13 protein-coding genes are annotated in these 14,771 nt (G+C 65.0%); 9 read left to right on the forward strand and 4 right to left on the reverse strand.

Features of this window, described 5'->3' with window-relative positions:
* Positions 1–52 precede the first annotated feature (52 nt).
* The 7 genes from hpnA to WBP06_RS06680 are packed head-to-tail and all read left to right on the forward strand — an operon-like array spanning position 53 to position 7,697.
* A complete protein-coding gene (hpnA, locus tag WBP06_RS06650; RefSeq protein ID WP_395333055.1) occupies positions 53–1,057 on the forward strand; it encodes a hopanoid-associated sugar epimerase in 1,005 nt (334 codons plus the stop codon).
* On the forward strand, positions 1,054–2,184 hold the full coding sequence (locus tag WBP06_RS06655) for a glycosyltransferase (RefSeq protein WP_395333057.1): 1,131 nt from the start codon (positions 1,054–1,056) through the stop codon (positions 2,182–2,184). Before hpnA ends, WBP06_RS06655 begins: the two co-directional genes overlap by 4 nt.
* A gap of 14 nt (positions 2,185–2,198) precedes the next feature.
* Positions 2,199–3,020, forward strand: a complete 822-nt coding sequence (gene hpnC, locus WBP06_RS06660; protein WP_395333059.1) for a squalene synthase HpnC — start codon at positions 2,199–2,201, stop codon at positions 3,018–3,020.
* Positions 3,017–3,844 (forward strand): presqualene diphosphate synthase HpnD, encoded by an 828-nt coding sequence (gene hpnD, locus WBP06_RS06665; protein ID WP_395333061.1) that lies wholly within the window; start codon positions 3,017–3,019, stop codon positions 3,842–3,844. Before hpnC ends, hpnD begins: the two co-directional genes overlap by 4 nt.
* Entirely contained in the window at positions 3,841–5,094 is a 1,254-nt protein-coding gene (hpnE, locus tag WBP06_RS06670) for a hydroxysqualene dehydroxylase HpnE (RefSeq protein ID WP_395333063.1), read from the forward strand. Before hpnD ends, hpnE begins: the two co-directional genes overlap by 4 nt.
* A gap of 9 nt (positions 5,095–5,103) precedes the next feature.
* Positions 5,104–7,041, forward strand: a complete 1,938-nt coding sequence (gene shc / locus WBP06_RS06675) for a squalene--hopene cyclase (protein ID WP_395333066.1) — start codon at positions 5,104–5,106, stop codon at positions 7,039–7,041.
* Positions 7,038–7,697 (forward strand): phosphorylase, encoded by a 660-nt coding sequence (locus WBP06_RS06680; protein ID WP_395333068.1) that lies wholly within the window; start codon positions 7,038–7,040, stop codon positions 7,695–7,697. The genes shc and WBP06_RS06680 overlap by 4 nt, the downstream gene beginning before the upstream one ends.
* A 3-nt stretch (positions 7,698–7,700) precedes the next feature.
* Here WBP06_RS06680 and hpnH read toward each other — a convergent pair whose 3' ends face one another.
* Together hpnH and ispH are read right to left on the reverse strand one after the other, a co-directional pair.
* Positions 7,701–8,846: an adenosyl-hopene transferase HpnH gene (gene hpnH, locus WBP06_RS06685; RefSeq protein ID WP_395333070.1), complete on the reverse strand. Its 1,146-nt coding sequence runs from the start codon at positions 8,844–8,846 to the stop codon at positions 7,701–7,703.
* Positions 8,847–8,857: 11 nt separating this feature from the next.
* Positions 8,858–9,811 carry a 4-hydroxy-3-methylbut-2-enyl diphosphate reductase gene (ispH, locus tag WBP06_RS06690; protein ID WP_395334065.1) on the reverse strand — a complete coding sequence of 318 codons (954 nt, stop codon included), beginning with the start codon at positions 9,809–9,811 and terminating at the stop codon, positions 8,858–8,860.
* Positions 9,812–10,038: 227 nt separating this feature from the next.
* Between ispH and WBP06_RS06695 the strand changes: the two genes are divergently transcribed.
* Together WBP06_RS06695 and WBP06_RS06700 are read left to right on the forward strand one after the other, a co-directional pair.
* The gene (locus tag WBP06_RS06695) at positions 10,039–10,638 is read left to right on the forward strand and encodes an ABC transporter substrate-binding protein (RefSeq protein WP_395333072.1); all 600 of its coding nucleotides are present in this window, start codon (positions 10,039–10,041) and stop codon (positions 10,636–10,638) included.
* The gene (locus WBP06_RS06700) at positions 10,635–11,666 is read left to right on the forward strand and encodes a VacJ family lipoprotein (RefSeq protein WP_395333074.1); all 1,032 of its coding nucleotides are present in this window, start codon (positions 10,635–10,637) and stop codon (positions 11,664–11,666) included. Before WBP06_RS06695 ends, WBP06_RS06700 begins: the two co-directional genes overlap by 4 nt.
* On the opposite strand, the gene WBP06_RS06705 is transcribed toward WBP06_RS06700, so the two are convergent.
* Positions 11,663–14,293, reverse strand: a complete 2,631-nt coding sequence (locus tag WBP06_RS06705) for an MMPL family transporter (protein WP_395333076.1) — start codon at positions 14,291–14,293, stop codon at positions 11,663–11,665. The genes WBP06_RS06700 and WBP06_RS06705 overlap by 4 nt on opposite strands.
* Positions 14,290–14,742 (reverse strand): DUF2141 domain-containing protein, encoded by a 453-nt coding sequence (locus WBP06_RS06710; RefSeq protein WP_395333078.1) that lies wholly within the window; start codon positions 14,740–14,742, stop codon positions 14,290–14,292. The genes WBP06_RS06705 and WBP06_RS06710 overlap by 4 nt, the downstream gene beginning before the upstream one ends.
* Positions 14,743–14,771: the final 29 nt, after the last annotated feature.

The following is a 14,771-nucleotide window of genomic DNA, read 5'->3' on the forward strand; positions in this document are numbered from 1 at the left end:
GGGAATAGGAATAGCACAGTCTGTCGGCAACCATTCGGATGTTCGGTCAGAAATGCCTGAATCCAATCGATTGATCCTCGTCACCGGCGTTTCGGGTTTTGTGGGTTCGGCGGTCGCCCGGGCGCTGGACGGCCGTGGCTACAGCCTGCGCGGGCTGGTCCGTTCCGGCAGTTCGCCTGTGAACCTCCTCGATTTTCCCGGCGATCTGGTTGAGGGTGACTTGCGCGACCCATCGGCGATGGCAGGTGCGATGCGCGGCGTCGACACCTTGTTCCATGTCGCGGCCGACTATCGGCTCTGGGCGCGGGATCCCGAAGATATCGTCCGCAACAACCTTTCCGGCACGCAATGCGTGATGGAGGCGGCGCTGAAGGCGGGTGTCGGGCGGATCGTCTACACCAGCAGCGTCGCTACCCTGAAGCCCTCCGACGCCGGTGCGGTGGACGAGAGGGCCTCGGCCGCTCCGTCGGAAGCGATCGGCGCCTACAAGCGCAGCAAGGTGGTGGCGGAACGATTGGTGGAACGGCTGGTGGCGCAGCAGGGCCTGCCTGCAGTGATCGTCCAGCCGTCGACGCCGATCGGCCCACGAGATGTGAAGCCGACACCTACCGGACGGATCATCGTCGAGGCGGCAAGGGGCAGGATGCCGGCCTTTATCGATTCCGGCCTCAACCTTGCCCATGTCGACGATGTTGCACACGGTCATGTGCTGGCGATGGAGAAGGGCACGGTCGGCGAACGCTACATCCTTGGCGGGCAGGACGTGATGCTGGGCGAGATGCTGGGCGCGATCGCAACCCATGTGGGCCGCAAGCCGCCCCGGGTGCGCTTGCCGCGCAGGCCGCTGATGCCGTTGGCCTGGATGAACGAGGGGTTGGCTCGACTGTCCGGCGGCGGCGATCCTTTCCTCACGCTCGATTCTCTGCGTATGGCGCGCCACCGGATGTTCTTCAGTTCTGCCAAGGCGGAGCGCGAACTGGGATATGCCGCGCGGCCGTGGCAAGCCGCGATCGGCGATGCGGTGGACTGGTTCCGACAGATGGGAACGATCCAGTGATCGTGCAGGGGCTGAGCCTTGGCGTTCTTGCCATATGGCTGGGCCTGATCCTGGGGCGCGACGGGTTCTGGATGGCGCGGGAGCGCGATGACCGGAACCTCCCCGCCGCCCCGCCCCGCTGGCCGGATGTGACGGCAATCGTGCCTGCGCGCGATGAGGCCGATGTCGTCGCGCGCTCCATCGGCAGCCTTATCGCGCAGGATTATCCGGGGCGATTTCGCATCGTTCTGGTCGACGATTCCAGCAGCGACGGCACCGGAGCGATCGTCCGCGCCCTGGGATCGAATCGGGTGGATGTGCTGGCGGGGATGCTTCTTCCCCATGGTTGGACAGGCAAGCTCTGGGCGATGGAACAGGGGATCGAAAGCGCGGGCAGCGCACCCGTCTGGCTGTGGCTGACCGATGCCGACATTGCCCATGCGCCAGATACGCTGCGGGCGCTGGTTGCACGGGGGGAGACGGGGGGCTTCACGCTGGTCAGCCTGATGGCGCGACTTCGCTGCGAAACCTTTGCAGAGCGGATGCTGGTGCCGGCGTTCGTGTTCTTTTTCCAGATGCTCTATCCGTTTGCCCGGGTGAACCGGCCGGGAACTGCGGGTGCGGCAGCGGGCGGCTGCATGCTGGTCCGGCGGACGGCGCTGGAGCGGGCTGGTGGCATCGACGCGATCAGGGGGGCGCTGATCGACGATTGCACGCTGGGGGCGCTGCTGAAGCGGCAGGGCCCGGTGTGGCTGGGGCTGACCGATCGATCGCTGAGCATCCGGCCCTACGATGATTTTGCGTCGGTGGCGGCGATGATCTCGCGTTCGGCCTATGCCCAGCTTCGCTATTCGCCGTGGCTGCTGACGGGCACGCTGCTTGGACTGTTGCTGGTCTACGTCGCACCGCCCTTGCTCGCGCTGTTCGGGCAAGGTTTGACCCGCTGGTTCGGCCTGATCGCGTGGCTGGCGATGGCGCTGTCGTTCCAGCCGATCCTGCGCTTCTATCGCCGCAGTCCGCTGTGGGGACTGGCTTTGCCGGGCATTGCGGCGTTCTATGCCGGATGCACGCTGCTTTCGGCATGGCAGCATGCACGCGGCCGGGGTGGCATGTGGAAGGGGCGGGCACAGGCGGGGGCGGAAAGCTGATGGACGCGGCGGTAATGGCATCACGCGATCTGGCCTCAGGCAAAGGCCATCGGGACGAGAATTTTCCCGTCGCCAGCCTGCTGATCAAGGCGGACTGCCGCCCGCCGATCATGGCCTTCTATCGCTTTGCGCGGGCTGCCGACGATATCGCCGACCACCCTAACGCCACGTCGGAGGAGAAGCTGGCGCAACTCGCCCGAATGCGGAGGGGGCTGGACGGGGACGGCACGGCGGAGGCAGTGGCGCTGCGCGATGCCATGACCGCGCGCGGAATCGATCCGGTCCACGCGCATGATCTGCTGGACGCCTTCGTGCGCGACGTCAGCGTGACGCGCTACGCCACCTGGGACGATCTGATGGGTTATTGCCGCCTTTCGGCAATGCCCGTCGGGCGCTTTGTCCTTGACGTGCACGGAGAGGACCGGGCGCTCTGGCCCGCGAATGACGCACTGTGTGCGGCGTTGCAGATCGTCAATCACCTTCAGGACTGCGGCAAGGACTATCGTATGCTCGATCGCGTCTACATTCCGCTGGATACCGGGGTGAATATCGCCGACCTGCCGAAGGATCGGGCAAGCGAGGCGTTGCGCGCGATCATAGCCGATCTGGCGCGGCGGACACGCGGCTTGCTTGACCAGTCAGTGGTGTTTTCCGCACGCATTCGCGACCGGCGTTTGGCGGCGGAAGTCGCCGTGATCCACCGGCTGGCCCGCAGCCTGACGTATCGGCTGGAGCAGCGCGACCCGCTCAGCCAGCACGTCCATCACGGCAAGGCGGAAACGCTGTTCCTCGCTGCCACCGCTGCCCTGCCCGTGCTGCTCCGGCGGGCGGCATGAGCGAGGCCGTCGCCGCCAGCGGGGCAGCCCGCAGCTCGTTCTACGCGGGGATGCGCGTGCTGCCCAAGGTAGAGCGAAGCGCCATTTTCGCGGTCTACGATTTCTGCCGTATCGTCGACGATATCGCCGACGACCAGCAGGGCGATCGCGCATCGCGGGCTGGCCAGCTCGATCGGTGGCGCTGCGATCTCGACGCACTCTACGCCGGGCGCGATGCCGGGCAGGCAAATTTCCTGCGCGCCGGTGTCGAGCGTTTCGGGCTAGAGCGGCGCGATTTCGAAGCGGTGATCGACGGCATGGCGATGGATGTGGAGCGGGACATCTGCTGGCCCGGCGAGGCGGAGCTGGACCTCTATTGCGATCGCGTCGCTTCTGCGGTGGGGCGGCTTTCCGTGCGCATCTTCGGGATGGATCGGGAGCCTGGGCTTGACCTTGCCCATCATCTGGGCCGGGCGCTGCAATTGACCAATATCCTGCGCGACATAGACGAGGATGCCGCCATCGGCCGCGTCTATATCCCGGCCGAGGCATTGGCGGTGGCCGGGATTGTCCCGTCGACGGCCCAGCAGGTGGCGGCCCATCCGGGCATGGATCCCGCCGGGCGCTGGCTGGCCGCGCGGGCAGAGCGGCATTTCGAGGAGGCCGGCAGGTTGCTTGCCTCTCGCCCACGTGGGCTGCTGCTGGCGCCTAGACTGATGGAAAGCGCCTATGCCCGGTTGCTGCGGCAGATGATCCGTGCCGGTTGGGCGCCCCCGCGCAAGCGGGTACGTACCAACAAGGTGCGGCTAATTCTGACCGTGGGGCGATTGTTGGTGACCGGGTGAGGGCTGGCCGGGCCATTGTCGTCGGCGCGGGGCTGGCTGGCCTGTCGGCGGCGGTCCGCCTGACCGAGGCGGGCATGGCGGTTCAGGTGATGGAGTCCGCCGCGCAGGCTGGTGGGCGTTGTCGTTCCTATCACGATCCGCAGATCGGCCTGACCATCGACAACGGCAATCACCTGGTGCTTGCCGGTAATCTCGCCGTGCGTCGTTTTCGTGAGAGAATAGGCGTGCCCGAACCTTTGGCGGGGCCGGAGCATGCCGATTTCTCCTTCGTGGACCTTGCCGATGGGCGGCGATGGACGGTGCGCATCAACGATGGCGCGGTGCCTTGGTGGGTGCTGGCGCGAAATCGCCGCGTGCCGGGAACAAGCGCCAGGGACTACCTATCGCTGGGCAGGTTGCTCTTCGGCAAGGCGAACGAAACCGTGGCGGACCGGATCGGTACCGAAGGCGCGCTGTGGTCGCGTCTGATCGATCCGGTGCTGCTTGCCATTCTCAACACCCCGCCCGAGATGGGCTCCGCCCGGCTGACGGCGGCGGTCATGCGTGAATCCCTGTTGCGCGGCGGGCGGGCGAGCCTTCCGCGCCTTGCCCATCCCAGTCTGGCCGCAGCCTTCATCGATCCGGCGCTCGTCTGGCTGGAAGAGCGCGGCATGGCGATAACGACGGGGCGTCGGCTTCGGGCCATGGGCACCGAGGGCGACCGGGTGGTCACGCTGGACTGGGGGCAGGGGCCGGAAGCCGTGGGGAAGGACGACGTGGTCGTTCTGGCGGTTCCGCCCACCGTTGCGGGCGCACTCGTTCCCGGCCTGACCGTGCCGGATGCTTTCCATGCCATCGTCAACGCCCATTTCGCCATTGTTCCGCCCGCCGCTACGCCGCCGATGCTGGGTGTGCTGGGCGGTGCGGCGCAATGGCTGTTTGCCTTTCCCGACCGCATTTCGGTGACGGTGTCCGCAGCAGACGGCATGGTGGAGATGGATCGGGAGGCATTGGCGCAGCGGTTCTGGGACGATATTCAACGAGCCTATGGCTTTTCCGCACCGCTGCCGCCCTGGCAGATCGTGAAGGAAAAGCGGGCGACTTTCGCCGCCACGCCCGTACAAGACGCCCGGCGGCCCGGCGCGCGGACGGCCTGGCGGAACCTGTTCCTGGCGGGAGACTGGACGCAAACGGGCCTGCCCGCGACCATGGAGGGTGCCATTCGCTCCGGCGAGCGGGCCGCGCGTCTTGCTCAGCAGGCCGTGGGATAGGAGAGGATCTTGGCGGCGCTATCGGCTTCTCCCCCCTCTCTTGCGGCGATCGATGCTGTGGTTGACCGTGCCGCTGCCGCTCTTGCCCGGGCGCAGCGGCCCGATGGTCACTGGGTCTTCGAACTGGAGGCCGATTGCACGATCCCGGCTGAATATGTGTTGCTGCGGCACTATCTGGGCGAGCCGGTCGATGGTGAACTGGAAGCGAAGATCGGGCGCTATCTGCGCCGGATCCAGTCCGCTGATCATCATGGCTGGGGCCTGTTCCACGCCGGATCCTTCGACGTCAGCGCCAGTATCAAGGCCTATTACGCGCTGAGGATGATCGGCGATCCCGTGGATGCGCCACACATGGCACGCGCGCGCTCCGCCATTCTGGCTGCAGGCGGGGCGGAGGCGGCCAATGTCTTCACGCGGATCCAACTGGCGCTGTTCGGCGCCGGCCCATGGTCTGCGGTGCCGACGATGCCACCCGAAGTGATCTTGTTGCCGCGCTGGTTTCCCATCCATCTGTCCCGCATGTCCTACTGGGCACGGACGGTGGTGGTTCCCCTGCTGGTGCTCTGCGCGAAACGACCGCTGGCGCGTAATGCCAAGGGGATCAGGGTCGACGAACTCTACACGGGCAAGGCCGTGCGGCACGGCACCCAGGCCGCCGATCCCAAGTGGCTGTGGACGCTGGGCTTCAACGTGCTGGACCGCGTGTTGAAGCTGGGTGACGGGCTATGGCCGGAAAAGCTGCGACAGCGCAGTATCGACACCTGCGTCGCTTGGGTGACGGAGCGGTTGAACGGCGAAGACGGCCTTGGCGCCATCTACCCAGCGATGGCCAACAGCGTGATGATGTTCGACCTGCTGGGCTATCCAGAAGACCATCCGCATCGTGCGATCGCGCGCCAGTCGGTCGAAAACCTGCTCGTGGTGCAGGAGGATGAGGCGTATTGCCAGCCCTGCGTCTCTCCCGTGTGGGATACCGCACTGGCCAGCCATGCGATGATGGAGGCGGGCGGAGCGGAGAATTCGGCCCTCGCGATGGCTGCGCTCGATTGGCTGAAGCCGCGCCAGATCCTCGACCTGGAGGGGGACTGGGCAGAGGAACGGCCCGGCGTGCGCCCCGGCGGATGGGCGTTCCAGTACAATAACGATCACTATCCCGATCTGGATGATACGGCGGTGGTGGTCATGGCGATGGACCGTGCGCAAGTCACCGATCGCGCGCCGATTGATCGCGGCGTGGAATGGACCGTGGGGCTTCAGTCCCGGAACGGTGGCTGGGGGGCGTTCGATGCGGACAACGACCATGACTATTTGAACAACCTGCCGTTTGCGGACCATGGCGCGCTGCTCGATCCGCCGACCGCCGATGTCTCGGCACGTTGCGTGTCGATGCTGGCGCAACTCGGCGAATCGGCGGACAGCCCGCGAATGGCGGCCGCCATCGACTATCTCCGCCGCGAACAGGAAGCGGAGGGCAGTTGGTTCGGTCGTTGGGGGGTGAACCATATCTATGGCACCTGGTCGGTGCTTTGCGCTTTCAACGCGGCAGGGTTGGACGCCGGCGATGCGGCGGTGGCCCGGGCAGTCGACTGGCTCAAGCAGATCCAGAACGAAGACGGCGGCTGGGGCGAGGATTGCGATAGCTATGCGCTCGATCGCAAGGGGCATTGTCCGGCACCGTCCACGGCATCGCAGACGGCCTGGGCCATGCTGGGTCTGATGGCGGCGGGCGAGGTCGACTGCGAAGCGGTGGAACGCGGCGCGATCTGGCTGGCGGACCATCAGGACGGGGAAGGGCTCTGGGGGCAGGAACACTACACCGGCGGTGGTTTTCCGCGCGTTTTCTACCTCCGCTATCACGGCTATCCCAAGTACTTCCCGCTCTGGGCGATGGCCCGTTACCGCAATCTCAGGCAGTCGAACGCGCGACGCGTCACGGTTGGCATGTGACGCTGCTGATCGCCTGCGGGTTGAAGCGAGAGGCGCAACGGCTGCATCGGACGGGGCGCGATCTGTTCGTGGTGGCAGGCGGGGGCGATTCCGCACGGCTGGAGAGGGAGCTTGACCGTTTGGCCTCCATCCAGCCCGGCGTCGTCTTGTCTTGCGGCGTGGCGGGTGGGCTGGCGCGGTCATTACGGCCCGGGAATCTGGTGATCGATGGCGATGCGGCAGCTGTCGCCCGTTTGCGGAGCCATTTGCCGGAAGCGATTGTAGGCAGGGTCGTCGGCAGCGACACCATCGTTGCAACGGCTGCCGAAAAAAGAGATCTCGCCAGGCAGAGCGGCGCTCTTGCCGCTGACATGGAAAGCCATATCGCCCGACGGGTAGCCACCCGCCGGCGCCTGCCTTTCGCGGCGATCCGGGCTATAGCGGATGTTGCCGAGGACGATCTGCCGCCCGCTGCGCTGGTGGGGATGCGCGCCGATGGCGGTTTGGCGCTGGGCGCCGTCTTATGGTCGCTCGCGCGGCGGCCCGGTCAGCTGCCGATGCTCATTCACACCGGACGGCAGGCGGACCAAGCGCTGCGTACCCTTTCCTGCGCGTTCGACCGGCTTGTCGAGGCGGGATTCGATCGCCTCGATCCGGTGGAATTGCTGCGGGACTGAGCTTCAGCGCCGACCTGCGACGTGTCTCGCGGCCGCCGGATCGGCAGCCTCGATCTTCGCAAGTTCGCGTTCGACGTGGGAGGAATAGACTTGTTCCGCCGGCCGTTGGCGCGACAGGTCGATATCGGGTGCCATCGGCCCTTCCGTGCGCACGCCTTTCCGCCCGACGGAGAACATCTTGAGCGGGTGCCGGATCGCATCGGTGGCGGCTGTGCCTTCGAAGCCGCAATGGGTCATGCAATTGGCGCACTTCTCATACTTGCCGACGCCGTATTGATCCCAGTCCGTGCCTTCCATCAGTTCCTTGAAACTGTCCACATAGCCCTCGCCCACCAGATAGCAGGGCTTCTGCCAGCCGAAGACCGTGCGCAGCGGCATCGACCAGGGCGTGCATTCGTAAGTCTGATTGCCGGCGAGAAAATCCAGGAACAGGGGTGAGTTGGTGAAGGTCCAGGCCTTCGCGCCATTTCCGCGCTTGAACACGTCACGGAAGAACTGCTTCGTGCGTTCGCGATTGAGGAAATGGTCCTGATCGGCCGCGCGCTCGTAGGCATATCCGGGCGAGACCGTGATCTCCACGCCCAGCGCCTCCATCTCGTCGAAAAAGGCGGCAAGGCGCGCCGGGTCGGCGCCGTCGAACACGGTGCAGTTCACCTGCACGCGAAATCCCTTCGACTTGGCGAGGTGGATGGCCTCTACCGCAACATCGTAGGTGCCGTCCTGATCCACCGCTTCGTCATGCATCTGCCGGTCGCCATCGAGATGGATGGACCACGTGAAGAAGGGGGAGGGCCGGTAGTCGCCGATCTTCTTCTTCAACAGCAGAGCGTTGGTGCAGAGAATCACCAGCTTCTTGCGCGCGATGAAACCTTCCACGATGCGCGGCATATCGCGATGCAACAGTGGTTCGCCCCCGGCGATGGAGACGGCCGGCGCGCCGCATTCGTCGATCGCTTCCATGCACTGGTCGTAGCTGAGGCGCTGGTTGAGGATCGAATCGGGATAGTCGATCTTGCCGCAACCGGGGCAGGCCAGATTGCAGCGGAACAGCGGTTCCAGCATCAGCACCAGCGGGTACTTCCCGCCCCTGATGTGCCGGCTGAGGGTATAGGCGCCGATCCGCGCGATCTGAGACAGGGGCAGGGTCATGGGGTTTGCTCCTATTCGGCGGCGGGCACCTGTGCGGTGGCGGGCCGCCGCAGGGCGGCGGGCAGGCGGAACTGGATGGTTTCCTTCACGCCATCCAATTCGGAGACCGTGGCGGGGCGCAATTGCTTCAGCGCGGCGATCACGCTGTCCACCAGTTCATCAGGCGCGGACGCACCGGCGGTAATGCCCACGGTTCCGACGTTTTCGAGCCATTGCGGGTCTATCGCGCTGCCATCGTCGATCAGGTGGCTTTCGACGCCCATTTCGGTGCCGATTTCGCGCAGGCGCATGGAATTGGAGCTGTTGCGCGCGCCGACCACCAGCACCAGATCGCTGATCGAGGCCAGTTCCCGCACGGCGGTCTGTCGGTTTTGCGTGGCATAGCAGATGTCGTTGACCTCCGGCCCGACCACATTGCCGAAGCGTTCATGCAGAGCGGTGATCACGGTACGCGTGTCGTCGATGCTCAGCGTGGTCTGCGTGATGTAGGCGATCGGCGTGTCGGCGTCGAATGGCAGCGCCATCACATCGTCCTGAGTGGAAACGAGATGGATCGGCGCGTCGATCTGGCCGATCGTGCCGATCACCTCGGCATGGCCGGGGTGGCCGATCAGCACCACGGTGCGCCCCGCCTTCACGTAATGGCGGCCCTGGAAATGCACCTTGGTTACCAGTGGGCAGGTGGCATCGATGGTGGGCAGGCTGCGTTCCCGCGCCTCCTCCTCCACCGATCGGGCGACGCCGTGCGCGCTGAAGATCGTCATCGCGCCGGGGGGGATTTCGGACAATTCGTCGACAAAGACCGCGCCCTTGCTGCGCAGCTGATCGACGACGTGCTTGTTGTGGACGATCTCATGTCGAACGTAGACCGGTGCGCCGAAACGTTCGAGCGCACGCTCCACGATCTCTATCGCCCGTGTGACACCCGCGCAAAATCCGCGCGGGTTGGCGAGCACTATCTGCAACGGTCCGCTTGGGTTGGAATTCGGAGTTACCACCGATATCTCCCCTCATGGGAATGGCATCGCACCCTAGATACTTGTTTAGTGGCATCGAGGGAAGAGACGCTAACATTACAATAAATCTAAGGAAGTCGAAGGGCGGATGCAGCTCGTCCTTGCCATCGCGACAGGTGATGGTGCACCACCGTCAGCGCAGAGGGATCGCGATCCGCCAGTGACGGAGTTCTTGAATGCGCCATCTGATTATAACGCTGAGCCTGCTCTTCTCGCTCACCCCCGTTGCAGTCGCAGCCCAGACTGTGGATCCGGCGCGTGCGACGGTTCAGCAACTTAATGACAATCTTATCAAGGAGATGAAGAGCGGTGCTGCGTTGCAGGCGCGCACGGCGGCGCTATCGCCGGTGCTGGATCGGGCGTTCGACCTGCCGCTGATGACGCGGCTGGCCGTGGGGCCCACCTGGACCAAGCTGGCGCCGGCCGATCAGGATGCGTTGGTTCGCAGTTTCCGCCGCATGACGATCTCTCAATATGCCCGCAACTTCGATAACTGGTCCGGCGAAAGCTTCACCATGGATCCGCAAGTGCAGCAGCGCGGCGGAGACAGGTTGGTGCGAACCACGCTGAACGTGCCCAAGCAGGCGGCCGTCGCCATAAGCTATCGGCTGCGGCAAAGCGGCAGCGACTGGAAGATCATCGATGTCTTCTACCGCAATTCGATCAGCCAGATCGCCACGCGCCGATCGGATTTCGCCGCGGTATTGCAGAAGGGCGGAGCGGCTTCGCTGGTCTCGCACATGGACGCCATCGCAGCGAAGGGCGAGAAATTTTGATCACGCCCCTGATCGTGCCGGCAGTGCTGTTCGCGCCGCCGGCCGATCTACCCTTTCCGAACGAAACGGCGGTTCAGGTGGGGCGGCTTGCTGGTGATGCGTCGACCTTAGACGGGCCGAGCGTGCCGGTGCAGGTCGATCTGCCGCCGCCTGTTGTCTTCATCGACGTGCGGGACGAGGCTGGGCAGGATCAGGCCTCTGCCGATGCCGCGGACGTGCCCGCGCCCGCGCCCGTGCCGGCCGATGATATCGAGGCCGATGCCATCAAGGCGGAAAGGGATCCGCTGGAAGGCTTCAACCGCACGATGTTCGGTATCTATCAGGCGATGGACAAGGCTGTGTATCGCCCGGTGGCGATGGGCTACCAGCATGTAGTGCCCAAGCCGGTTCGTTCCGGCATCCGGAATTTTCTTAGCAACCTGACCGAGCCCTTCGTTTTCGTGAATTTCCTGCTGCAGGCGAAACCGGGCAAGGCGGCAGAGACCCTGGCGCGCTTCACGATCAATTCCACACTGGGCCTCGGCGGCGTGATCGACGTGGCGAAAAGGAAGGATTTCAACCTACCGCACCGACCGAACGGCTTCGGCACTACTCTGGCCATCTACGGCGTGAAATCGGGCCCTTACCTGTTCATCCCGTTCATCGGTCCGACAACCCTGCGCGACGCGGTGAGCATGCCCGCCGATGAGGCCTTGTTGCCGCTGGCGGTCGGCCGGCCGTTCACGGCATGGCAGTACCAGTTTTCGACCGGGGCGGTGAACGGTCTAGACCTGCGGGCAGAGGCAGATGTGGAACTGCGAACCCTGTTTGCCGATGCGATAGACCCTTATGCAACTCTGCGGTCCGTCTATCTGCAAAATCGCGCGGCGGAGATTGAGGAAACCCGGGGGAGGCAACGGGTAAGGAAGGATAACACGCCGCCGGAACTGGACGCGCCGCTGGATGATCCAGCGGGTGCGTCGACGCCGCAGCAGCCGTCCGATGCGCCGGAATTGCGGGATCCGATGAAGGATCCTGCAGGGAACTAGCGGCCCGGCTGCTTGCGTGGAGGGCCCAGCAGTGCCGGCTCGAAGATCAGCGCGCAGATCAGCGTCCAGATCAGCGAAATCATCAGGATTTTGCCCATGCTGGCCGTTCCCGGATGGCGGGACAGCCACAGGCTGCCGAACGCCGTGCCGGTGGCGAGGGCGCTGAACATGACCGCGCGGGCCAGGCTGGATTGCAGCAGTCCGGTCGCGCCGCCGCGCCAAGCCATGACGAAGTAGATGTGAAATGCCACACCCACCCCAAACAGCAGCGGAAAGGCGATGATGTTGGCGAAGTTGATCGGCTGTCCGATCAGCACGCAACTGCCCAGTGTCAGGAAGATGGAAAGGATCACCGGGGCAAGGGTAAAGGCCACTTCCGTTACATTGCGTAGAACCAGGAACAGCAGCACGCTGACCAGCAGGAAGGCCAATATCCCCGCTTGAACGAAGGCGCCGGCGACCGTGCCCGCTGCAGCCTGCGTCGCCACCGGCAGCCCGGAAATCGCGGGCGTGATTTGCGCGACGGCGTTGCGGAACTGGCGGATCACCGCATTGTCGTTGGCATTGCCACTGGGGAACACCTGAAGACGGACCAACCCGTTCGGCGCCACCCAGTCACGGACCAGATCCGGCGGAAGCGTTTCACGAGTCACTGGCGCGGCCTGCAATGCCTGCCTGATCTGATCGAGCATCACGTTGAGCGGCTGTGACAGCATGGCGTTGACGGCCGCGCGTTCGCCGGCCGACGCCATGCCGAGCCGGTGAAACGACGTCGCAAGGCGGCGGGCCTCGTTTCCGTCAGCCCCGGGATGCGCTGCGGCGGCTTCGTGCAGCTTTGCCTCCAGGCCGCCAAGGGCATCGCGCAAGTCGGCATCGCTTGGCGGCGGGGCCGTGTCGAAAGGATTGATCGTCAAGTCCAGCAGCAGCGATGCGTCTTGGATCAGCGCCAGCTTGGCGTCTTGTTGTTCGGGCACGAAGCTGTCCAGCGAGACGACTTGCGCCACTTCGGGCAGGCGCGACAGGCGTTGCGCAAGTTGCTGGCCCTCTGCCCGATTGGCGGCAAGTACGTCGATCACATTGGGCGTGCGATCCGGATCGCGGGTCAAGTCCTTCAGGGCACGCATGGCGGGGGCATCGGGATTGCGCAGGTCCAGCGGATTGAAATCGAACACGGCCCAAGGCAGCAGCGCAATGCCCGCGGCCATGGCCAAGCCGAATGCCCACAGCACGGCACTGCGCTTGCGCTCCAGAAAGCGGTCGACCGGGGCAAGGGCCTTGAAACCCACGTCGCCCCGGGGCTGGCCGGGGCGTAGCAGCAGGATCAGCGCGGGCAATACCGTCAGGCTGAACAGCAGGGCCACGATCATGCCAAGGCCGGCGATCACGCCCAGTTCGGCAATGCCGACATAGGCCGTGGGCAGGAATGCGCCAAAACCCAGGAAGATGGCCCCTGCCGCCAACAGCAGCGGCGCGCCCAAGGCGCTGGCCGCCTGTCGCAGGGCCGCATCCGGCGCTGCGCCGGCAACCCTCTCGGCATTGAACCGCACGCAGATCTGGATGCCGAAATCGACACCCAGGCCCACGAAAAGCGGAATGAAGGCGACCGAGATCAGGTTGAACCGACCGATCGCCAGCAGTCCGACGGCGCTGGTGACGATCAGGCCGGAGAGGATGGTGATCATGATCGCCGCGACAAGACGCACCGATCGCGTGGCCAGCCAGAGGGTCAGCAGCATTGCCGCCATCATGACGATCGCGACTAGGCCGATATTCTCCTGAAGCGTGGCAAACTCTTCGTCTGCCAAGGGAACTTCACCGGTAAGGCTGATGCGCAAGCCATGCGCATCGTCAAGCGCGAGGGCCTTGGCAGCCTGCGCCACCGCAGCGCTTGCCGCCTCGCCCGGCATCAGGGCGCCATGGTCGAGCACGGGCTGGGTCAGGATCAGGCGCCGGGTCGGCAGGCTCAATCCCTTACTGTCGCCGGTTCCTTCGCTGGAGAACAGTCTTTGCCACGAAAAGTACGGATTTCTGCCGGTGAGCGCCCCGTCGATCGCGGTGCTGAGCGCGTGCAGCGGCCTATCGATCCGGCTGAGAGGGATTTCGCCGGAGGCAACGCCGTCCAGCATGGTGGAAAGCGAAACCGTCACCCCGCGCAAGCTCGGGTCGGCGGCGAGGGGGCCCAGCATCGGCTGGGCGTCGATCATCGACTGGGTGGCGCTGCGTACTTCGTCCACCGATCCGAACAGCAGACCTTCGCGGGCGAAGAAATCGCCGCCGTCAGGCCGCGTGACCAGACGGAAATGCGCCTTGTCGCCGCTCAGACTGGCGGAAAGCCGGGCTGCGGCATCTTCGGCCAATTCCGGCGTTTCGCCGTCCACGATAATGAGCATGTTGTCGCGCAGTTGCGGAAACGCGGTTTCCATCCGCTGTTCCTGCTGCCGCCAATCGACCTTGGGAGAGATCAGGGCCGCAGTGTCGGTCGTCATCGCGATGCGATCGGTCACGATGAACAGCGCCAGCCCGGTGACGATCAATCCCAGGAACAGCGTCAGCCACGGCCGGCCGATGCTTGCGATGACCAGCACGGAGGGCGAAACGGGCCCGATGCCGGTTGCCAGCTTGCTCAATGCCCGCTGGGGCCCTTGACGCCCATGAAATAGCGCAGACTGAAGCGGATCGTCTGTGCGCCGCCGTTGTAGTTGAACGCGGCATCGGCGAATTTGGGCGGGCCGAGCGTGATCTTAGCATCATTGGAGAAGCCGACGCCTTCCTTGGGAATGCCAAACAATGCGCGGTCCACTTTGCCATTGCCGTTCTCGTCCAGAAACGCCTGTACGGCATAGCGCCCGGCCGGGACGGAACGTGCGATGACCCGGGTGACGCCGGCCTGTGCCGGAGCTTCGGCCGAATAGGGGCAATCGTCCTTCAGGAAACGGCTCTCCGGACAGATGTCGACGTGCACGCGCCCCTTGGAAACGCGGACATTGCCGATGTCGATGGTCAGCACCGCCCCGCCCGTCACCGCCCCGCCCGTCGCCATGCCGACCTGCGCCGAGGCTGCCAGTAGCCCGGGCATAAGGCACAGAAGCAACGCGGGACGGAAAC

The organism is Novosphingobium mississippiense (assembly GCF_044029535.1).
Taxonomy (GTDB): domain Bacteria; phylum Pseudomonadota; class Alphaproteobacteria; order Sphingomonadales; family Sphingomonadaceae; genus Novosphingobium.

Coding starts and splice junctions, on each gene's coding strand:
- hpnA (WP_395333055.1), top strand. CDS start 53: ATGCCTGAATCCAATCGATTGATCCTCGTCACCGGCGTTTCGGGTTTT.
- hpnC (WP_395333059.1), top strand. CDS start 2,199: ATGGCATCACGCGATCTGGCCTCAGGCAAAGGCCATCGGGACGAGAAT.
- hpnD (WP_395333061.1), top strand. CDS start 3,017: ATGAGCGAGGCCGTCGCCGCCAGCGGGGCAGCCCGCAGCTCGTTCTAC.
- hpnH (WP_395333070.1), bottom strand. CDS start 8,846: ATGACCCTGCCCCTGTCTCAGATCGCGCGGATCGGCGCCTATACCCTC.
- WBP06_RS06695 (WP_395333072.1), top strand. CDS start 10,039: ATGCGCCATCTGATTATAACGCTGAGCCTGCTCTTCTCGCTCACCCCC.
- WBP06_RS06710 (WP_395333078.1), bottom strand. CDS start 14,742: ATGCCCGGGCTACTGGCAGCCTCGGCGCAGGTCGGCATGGCGACGGGC.